The organism is Endothiovibrio diazotrophicus (assembly GCF_054657215.1).
Genome location: NZ_BAAHXB010000035.1, coordinates 17083 through 24614 on the forward strand (window position 1 = coordinate 17083; position 7532 = coordinate 24614).

Here is a 7532-nt window from a genome sequence, read left to right on the forward strand (position 1 = left end):
GCCCCGTCACGACGGGATCTCGACACCCTCGCTACGGAGGCAGGTAAGAAATGCCGGTCAATCATGGAACAACTCCGGGTCGTAGGCACCGATCAGCCCGTCCTCCATGTGCATCTGCCGGTCGGCGGCGTCGAAGAAGCGGTTGTCGTGGGTCACCGCGATGATCGTCACCTCGTCGGCGCGCAGCAGTTCGAGGATGTCGCGGTAGAAGGTGCGGCGGAACATCGGGTCCTGGTCGGCGGCCCACTCGTCGAGCACCAGGATCGGGCGGTGTTCCAGTGCCGAGCCGATCAGCGCGAGCCGCTTGCGCTGGCCGCTGGAGAGCTCGAGGGTGGAGAAGGCGCGCCCCTTGAACTGCACCTTGTCACGGATCTCCAGGGTGTCGAGCCACTGCGGCGCCTCCTCGAGGGCGTCGTCGGTGACCCCGTAGAGCTGGGAGAAGAGGTGGAAGTCGCCGAATACGGTGGCGAACAGCTCGCGGTACTCCTGGATCTGCTCCCCCTTGAGCCGCTTGCCGTCGACCACGATGCGTCCCTCGGCCAGCGGGTAGAGGCCGGTGAGCACGCGCAGCAGGGTCGACTTGCCGGAGCCGTTGCCGCCGGTGATGAAGAGCACTTCGCCGCGGTGCAGAGTGAGGTCGATGGGGCCGATGGAGAAGCTGTCGCGCGGGTCGCCGCCCGGCGTCTCGTAGCGGAATACCGCCCCCTGCAGCTCGATCGTCCGGAAGTCGTGGAACTGCGAGGGCTGGCCCACCGCCTGCTCCTCGTGCTCGCGCCGCTCGGCCTCGCCCTCCAGCTCCAGGCCGGAGAGCTTCTTCAGCCGCTCCTCCAGCGCCATCACCGCCTCGGCGGCGGCGGAGGCGTTCTCGAAGATCGGGATCGAGCCGATCAGTCCGGAGATCGGGCCGATGATGAAGAGCACCGCGGTGGTCGATTTCTGCACCACGTCGGAGTAGCCGGAGGTGAGCAGCGGCACGACGAAGACCATGGTGCCGAGCAGCAGGTAGAAGGAGGTCTGGGAGAAGACGAAGTTCTTCGCCAGCAGGATCTGGGTGTTGCCGCGCATGTGGGATGCGCGGCCGCTGATCTCGCTGATCCGGGCGATGATCTCACGCGCCTTGAGGCGGCTCAGCTTGGCTTCCTTGAAGCCGTCGAGCAGGTCGTCGATGGTGGTGTAGACGTCGTTGTCCATCTCCAGGGTGACGGTCAGGTCGTTCTTCACCGAGAACGACTTACGCCAGTAGATGGAGAGCGCGATCGCCATGAACACCGCCAGGGTGAGGAAGGAGGTGAGCGAGATGTAGGCGATGTAGAGGCTGGTGAAGAGGATCAGGATCGCCATCTGCACCGCGATGGTGATCGTCGAGGCGGACTGCGAGAGGGTCTGCATGTGGCGGGCGACGCCGCTGTAGATCGCGGCGCGGCCGAGGTGTTCGACGTCGAGCAGCTCGCAGTGGTGCAGCTCGCTGACGATGCGCATGCGCACGCGGTGGATGATCGCCTCCACCTGTTCGGCCGCCTGGGTCAGGATCCAGCGCTGGGAGACCACATAGATGATCATCGCGGCGGCGAAGAAGATGGCGAACAGCGGCCGGCTGTGGGACTGCTCGGCGTGTTCGGCCGCCGAGTTGATCACCGCCAGGATCAGCGCGTTGGCCAGCCCCGCGGTGGCGGCGACGGTGAGCGCGCGGCGCGGCGAAAGGGTCGCCTCACGGGCGAGGAAGCGGCCCAGGCTGCTGGAGGCCAGCGAGCGCGAGACGAAGGCGGTCTCCATGCAGGGGGGCTCCGACAGTTTTCCGGGCGGTCAGCAGCGGCCGTCGTGTTGCTGGGGGCGCGGCTTGGGCATCGGCCGCAGGATGGTCAGCACGATGCCGACGGCGAGCGGGGTGAAGAGCAGGGCGAGGAGGAAGGTACCCATCGCCCCGATGCGGGTGTCGCGGCCGGCGACCGCGAGCAGCGCGCAGAGCAGGGTGTAGATACCGAGCATCAATGGGCTCATGGGCGGGATTCCCGAAAAAGGCGCACCGCCCGCCGCCTTCCCGGCGACGGGCGGTGCCGAGGGGGAGGAAGGGATCAGGCGGCGGCCTTCTGCTCTTCGGTCGCCTGCTCGACGCCCTTCTCGAACTCGCTGCGGTAGTAGGCGCGCATCGCGTCGGGGTCGAAGTTGAACAGGTTGCCGCCGGACTCGAAGTGCTGGATGAAGACCCGGCCGATGGCGTAGGTGGAGGCGACGGTGAGCGCCGGTCCGGTCAGCAGGCCCATGGCGGTGCCGACGAGGGGGATCGACTTGACCAGGCTGGTGGCGCTGCGCGTCAGGGTGTAGGGCAGTGCGCTGCCGACCAGACCGGCGATGATCGTCTTGACGACGTTGGCGGAGAAGGGCACCTGATAGAGGGCGGCGATGTCCGCCACCATCTTGATCTGCACGCCGGTCACCGCCGCCAGATCGACCAGCGGAACCGGCAGGAAGCTGGCGCCCGCCGACCATCCCATATAGGTCTGGATGATGGAACGGGCCTCGTCCTGCCGTCGGGTACGCATCTGGTCATCCGCGTTGGGGGTCAACACTTCGTCTGCCATGGGAACTCTCCTTGGGGTGGTATGGGGTGTCCGGCCGTCGAATGGGCGCGAGGCCCGATCATACCTGATGGAATGGAGCGGTTGCTACCGCCGGATCAGAACGACTGGCTGACGGTGAGCCGCGGGGCGAGGCGCAGGCGCTCGCCGCCGCTGCCGAGGCGGGCGGCGAGGGCCAGTTCGGCGCGCAGCCCCTTGCGGTTGGCGTAGCCGAGGCCGGCGCTCAGGTCGAGGGCGGCCCGTCCCGGTGCCTCGCCTGCGGCGCTCACCCGCTGGCCGGAGGAGAGGGTGGCGTCGAGGCTGCGCCGGTCGTCGAGCAGGTCGTACTCCAGCGCCGCGCGCAGGGCGGGGCGGACCACGCCGGAGGCGGTGGGGCGCTCCCACCACGCCTCGACGCCGAGGCCGGCGCGCAGCTCGCCCAGTTCGCTCCGTTCCACGGCGAGGTCGAGGAAGGCGGCGTCCCGTTCGCGGAAGCCGCCGAGGCGTGCCCAGTTGGCGTCGAGGCGGCCGAAGGTGGCGAGGTGGAAGGGGCGCCCGCCGCGCTCCGCAGGGTGTTCCAGCCGCGCCTCCAGTTCGGCGCCGATGCCCCAGCCGTCGGTCTTGCCGCGGGCGGTGGGCAGCACCGGAAAGCCGGTGGGCCGTTCCAGATCGTCGAGCGTGAAGTCGAGCAGGCTGGCCCGCGCGGTGAGGGTGAGACGGTCGCGTTGCCAGCGGGCGAAGCCGCCGACGGCGAGCGCCCGGTTGTCGAAGGAGCCGCCGCCGTAAAGGTCGGCGTCGAGGGCGAGGTGGCCGAGGTGGGCGCCCAGCTCCAGCTGATGGTGGTAGGCGTCGGGCCGGAAGGCGACGCCGGCGGCGAGCAGGCGGTCGTCGTAGCGGTAGCCGCCGAAGTCGTCGCCGGCGCTGCGCCGGCCGTTGCCGCCGCCGGCGACCAGGAAGTAGCGGCGGTTGCCGTCGCGCCGCTCGGCGCGCGTCCCGCCGGTCGCGGCGAAGGGGCCGTCCAGCGGGTCGCGCAGCGTGGCGTTGAGGTTGCGCGCCTGCTCCAGGGCGGAGTCGCCCAGCGCGGTGAGTTGCGCGCCGCCGACGTCCACCGCCCGCACGGTGGCGGAGACCAGGTCGGCGATGTAGGCGTGGGCGGCGGTGGTGGGGTGCTGGCCGTCCCAGAAGAGGGTGGCGTCGGTGCTCTCATCGTCGCTGCAATCGCCGGTGGCCTCGCCGCTGCCGTCGGTCTTCAGGCAGGAGCCGGTGAGGTTGGTGAAGCCGTAGCGGGCGGGGTTGGCGCCGATGTCGTCGTAGAGGGCGGCCAGATCGACCAGCACGATGTCGAGACCGGTGGCGGCGCGCGCCGCGGCCAGGGTGGCGGGCAGTCCCGCATTGTGCAGCGCGGAGAGCCGGCCGACGCTGGCCGTCTGGGTGTCGTCGAAGAAGGCGACCAGCGTCGGCACCCGGTCGAGGTCGAAGAGGTTGAGCACCAGCACCCGCTTCGGCTGGAGGGCGGCGATCCAGCCGATCCCCGTGCCGATGTCGGCGAGGGTCTGGTCCACCACCTGCTGCTCGCCGACGTCGCCGGGGTCGAGAACGTAGTTGGTGTAGTCGTTGCCGCCGGTGAGGATGGCGAAGGTGGCGCCGGAGAGGTCGGCGACCACGTCGTTGGCGTCGTAGCCGAGCAGATCGTTGATCACGGTGAGCATGCCGGGGGCGTTGGGCAGCTCCTCGCTGCCGGCGCGGGAGCCGCCGAAGGCGAAACTGAGGCTGGCGGGCTGCGCCCCCGGGTCGTCGGTACGGCCGCACAGCCCGGCCAGCTGGTTGCCGGCGTTCTGTGCCGCGCAGTCGGCGGCGCTGAAGTAGTAGTCGATGTAGGAGAGCTGGTCGGGGGCCAGCCGGTCGGTCCAGTTGGGGCCGTTGGAGAAGCGCCCCTGCCAGTAGGGGGGGGAGGAGGGGACGACGTTGTTCGGTTCGATCAGGGCGGTGGCGAGGTAGCTGTTCTGGTTGTCTACCAGGCTGTCGCCGAGGAAGACGTAGCGTTCGGCCAGGACGGTAGCGGGCAGCGCGGCGAGCAGCGCGGCGGCGAGGAGCGGCCGGTGGTGGGGGCGGGCGGGTTGCGTAGCCATGGCGTCTTCCTCAAGCGTGCCCCGTTCGCCCGACGACGAAGGGGGACTCCAACGTAGGATGGGCAAAGCGCAGCGTGCCCATCCAAACGGCACTGCCACGGTGGAATTCATTGCCTCCGTTCGATGGGCACGTCGCTATCGCTCCTTTGCCCATCCTACGGGGGACGGTGTCCCGCAAGGGGCCCCTAAAAGGTAAAGACCGTCGACAGGGTGGCGGCCCGCTCGCCGTATTGGAGGTTGGCGATCAGCGGGTCGTTGACCGTCTGGTTGGAGATGGTGGCGTTGAGCAGCAGCTCCAGCCGCTCGGTCACCTGCCAGGCGGCGGTGGCGTCGAGGGTCAGGCTCTCGGCCTCCACCGAGGTGCCGGCGATCTCGTAGAAGCGGTAGCTGGGGCCCACCTTGAAATAGAAATCCTTGCGCGGCTGGAAGAGGGTGCCGACGGTGGCGAGGTTGGTGAAGAGCCCCCCGGAGCCGGTGATGTTGGTCTCGTCGAAGGTGCGCTGGAGGGCGCCGGCCAGCGACCAGCGGTCGCTCACCTGATAGCTCAGCTGGGCGGTGCCGACCAGTGACGAGACATCGGGGATGGTCGGTGCGTCGAACTCCTGGGAGAAGGCGATCAGCCGCGCCACGCCCTGCCAGGGGCCGCGCTTGAATTCGGCGCCGAGACCGGCGCGCACCCCGTCGGAGTCGCGATCCTCGGGGAGGATCACCGCCGAGCCGCTGTAGCGCACCTCGACCGGGCCGGCGAAGAGGTAGGCCTGGCCCCAGTCGTAGCGGCGGCCCAGCTGGGCGGTGAGATTGCGCTCGGTGCGGTCCTGGATCTGGATCCGGTTGAGTACGGTGACATCGACGTGGGTCTCGTTGTAGATGTCCTGGTTGCGCGCCAGGAGGTTGGCGAAGAGGTGTTCGCCCTTCCACTCCAGGGCCCCCTCCAGGGTGTCGATGTGGTTGGTGGCGTTGAGCGCGCCGCTGAACTGCATCGGATCGTTCTTGCCGATGACGCTCTCCTCGGAGAGCACGCCGAGCTTCACGTCCCACCCCTTGGCGAGGTCGATGCGCCCGCTGAGGGTGGCCGAGAGGGCCTCGTTCTTCTGCTCCTTGACGTCGCTCGCCCGCTTCTCCAGGTAGCTGACGGTGGCGGCGAGGGAGTGGCGCGACCACTTCGAGCGGGCCGCCGCATCGATCGCCAGCACCTTCTCCACGTCGCCCTGGTTGGTGGGGTCGAGGCGCACGTTGCTGGTGCTCTCCAGGCCGAGCTGGAGGCGGCTGTAGAGGGTGAAGCCGCCGGCCTCGATCCCCTGGTGGGGTTCGAATCCCCGGGCCGCCGGGAGGGGGGCGTCCTGGGCGCGGAGCGGCCCGGCGGCGACGCTCAGCAGGCCGAACAGGACGGCGCCCGGCAGGCCGCGGAGCGGGGCGGCGGGGCTCATTTCTTCGCTCCTTCGCTCGACGGCGGGGGCGGCACCGGGGGCAGCGGCGGCGCCGGCTCCACGGGGGCCATCTCCAGCGGGATGGTGCCGTAGCGTGAGGTGGTGACCAGCGCGCGGCAGTCGAGGCCGTTGGCGTAGGTGCAGTAGGGGACGTGGAGGGTGCCGCTGAGGTACTCGCACTGGGGGACGAAGAGCGGGCTGGCCACCTTCTCCTCCTCCTCGCCGCCGTCGAGGGGGCCGAGCATCACGCTGATCGCCGAGCCGTTGCTCCCTTCGGTCTTGAACTCCAGCTCGGCAATCAGCCGGAACACGCTGGAGTCGGTGAGGTTGCGCACGGTGATCACCGGAATGCAGTTGTCGCGGTTGCTGTGGGCGCTGCGGTCGGTGGTGATGGCGCGGGAGACGATGACCTGGATCATCCCGCGCGACGGGCTGGTGAAGCGCCACTCGCGGCGCAGGCGGCCGGCGGGGTCGGCCTTCTCCACCAGCTCGACGGTGCGCCCGTGGTCGGTGATCGCGGTGGTCGAGGCCCCCGGATAGTTGGGGCGCGGCTTCCAGCTGCCGTCGTCGAACAGCAGCACATGCGAGCCGGTGGTGGTGGCGTGCAGGCCGCTGGGGGGGATCGCCTCGCCGCCGTCGGGGTTGTCGGCGATCGCCTCCTCCATCGGCCGGGTGGCGAGGGCGTTGCCGGCGAAGGTGAGCAGCGCGGCGGCGAGCAGGGGGGCGTACTGTTTCATGGTGGGGGCAGTGTCGGTGATCCGGTGGGCAGGGGACGGCGCAGCGGTAACTACAACAACGATCGTTCAGCGCCAAACCGTAAGAACGGACGAACCGCAGATTAACGCAGATCGACGCAGATTCGGATGGAAAAAATCTGCGTCGATCTGCGTCGATCCGCGGTTGATGATTCGCATCAGTCGCGGACGCTCTTCGGCCGCATGTCGGTCCACACCGCCTCGATATGGTCGAGGCAGGCCTGGCGCGGGCCGTTGAAGGTCTCGCTCCAGCCCGCCGGGATCGCCTTCTCCGCGGGCCACAGGCAGTACTGCTCCTCGTGGTTGACGAGCACGCGGTGAGTGGTGGCGGCCGGAGCCTCGTCGGTGGTCGGCGGGAGGGGGGCGGTGGTGGGGCTCATGGCGTATCCGGTCAGGTTCGTTGGGGAGGCGGAGCGGGGACGGGCGTGCCCCCCCCTTCGGCGTCAGGCGTTGTTGCCTATTTCAACCGTTCCGGCGGCCAATGTATAGGCCGCCGCCTCCCGTGGTGCAAATCCGGGCCTTTCCCCGCATTTTGGATCGTGCCCCGGCGGAGGTGTCGGTGCCGCCGACACGGGTTGTTCCGCAGGGCGGCACGGGCCCGACCGGGGGTTTGCAAAAGGGGGGGGCATTGGACAAAATGGCCCACCTTTTCGCGGTTTCGCCGCA

At 69.4% G+C, this 7532-nt stretch carries 7 protein-coding genes; all 7 read right to left on the reverse strand.

Annotated features, from left to right (window positions below; all coding sequences use genetic code 11):
• Positions 1 to 57 precede the first annotated feature (57 nt).
• Positions 58 to 1773, reverse strand: coding sequence for a cyclic peptide export ABC transporter (locus tag ACYQ2W_RS10890; protein WP_459866362.1), 1716 nt, complete (start codon positions 1771 to 1773; stop codon positions 58 to 60).
• A gap of 30 nt (positions 1774 to 1803) precedes the next feature.
• Complete coding sequence (locus tag ACYQ2W_RS10895; RefSeq protein WP_459866365.1) at positions 1804 to 1998, reverse strand: hypothetical protein; 195 nt, start codon at positions 1996 to 1998, stop codon at positions 1804 to 1806.
• A gap of 74 nt (positions 1999 to 2072) precedes the next feature.
• Complete coding sequence (locus tag ACYQ2W_RS10900; RefSeq protein WP_459866368.1) at positions 2073 to 2579, reverse strand: YcjF family protein; 507 nt, start codon at positions 2577 to 2579, stop codon at positions 2073 to 2075.
• A gap of 95 nt (positions 2580 to 2674) precedes the next feature.
• On the reverse strand, positions 2675 to 4684 hold the full coding sequence (locus ACYQ2W_RS10905; RefSeq protein WP_459866371.1) for an autotransporter domain-containing protein: 2010 nt from the start codon (positions 4682 to 4684) through the stop codon (positions 2675 to 2677).
• 185 nt (positions 4685 to 4869) lie between these two features.
• Positions 4870 to 6111, reverse strand: coding sequence for an outer membrane beta-barrel protein (locus tag ACYQ2W_RS10910; protein WP_459866374.1), 1242 nt, complete (start codon positions 6109 to 6111; stop codon positions 4870 to 4872).
• Positions 6108 to 6848 carry a hypothetical protein gene (locus tag ACYQ2W_RS10915; RefSeq protein WP_459866377.1) on the reverse strand — a complete coding sequence of 247 codons (741 nt, stop codon included), beginning with the start codon at positions 6846 to 6848 and terminating at the stop codon, positions 6108 to 6110. Before ACYQ2W_RS10915 ends, ACYQ2W_RS10910 begins: the two co-directional genes overlap by 4 nt.
• Before the next feature lie 176 nt (positions 6849 to 7024).
• On the reverse strand, positions 7025 to 7246 hold the full coding sequence (locus tag ACYQ2W_RS10920; protein ID WP_459866380.1) for an MbtH family protein: 222 nt from the start codon (positions 7244 to 7246) through the stop codon (positions 7025 to 7027).
• Positions 7247 to 7532 lie beyond the last annotated feature (286 nt).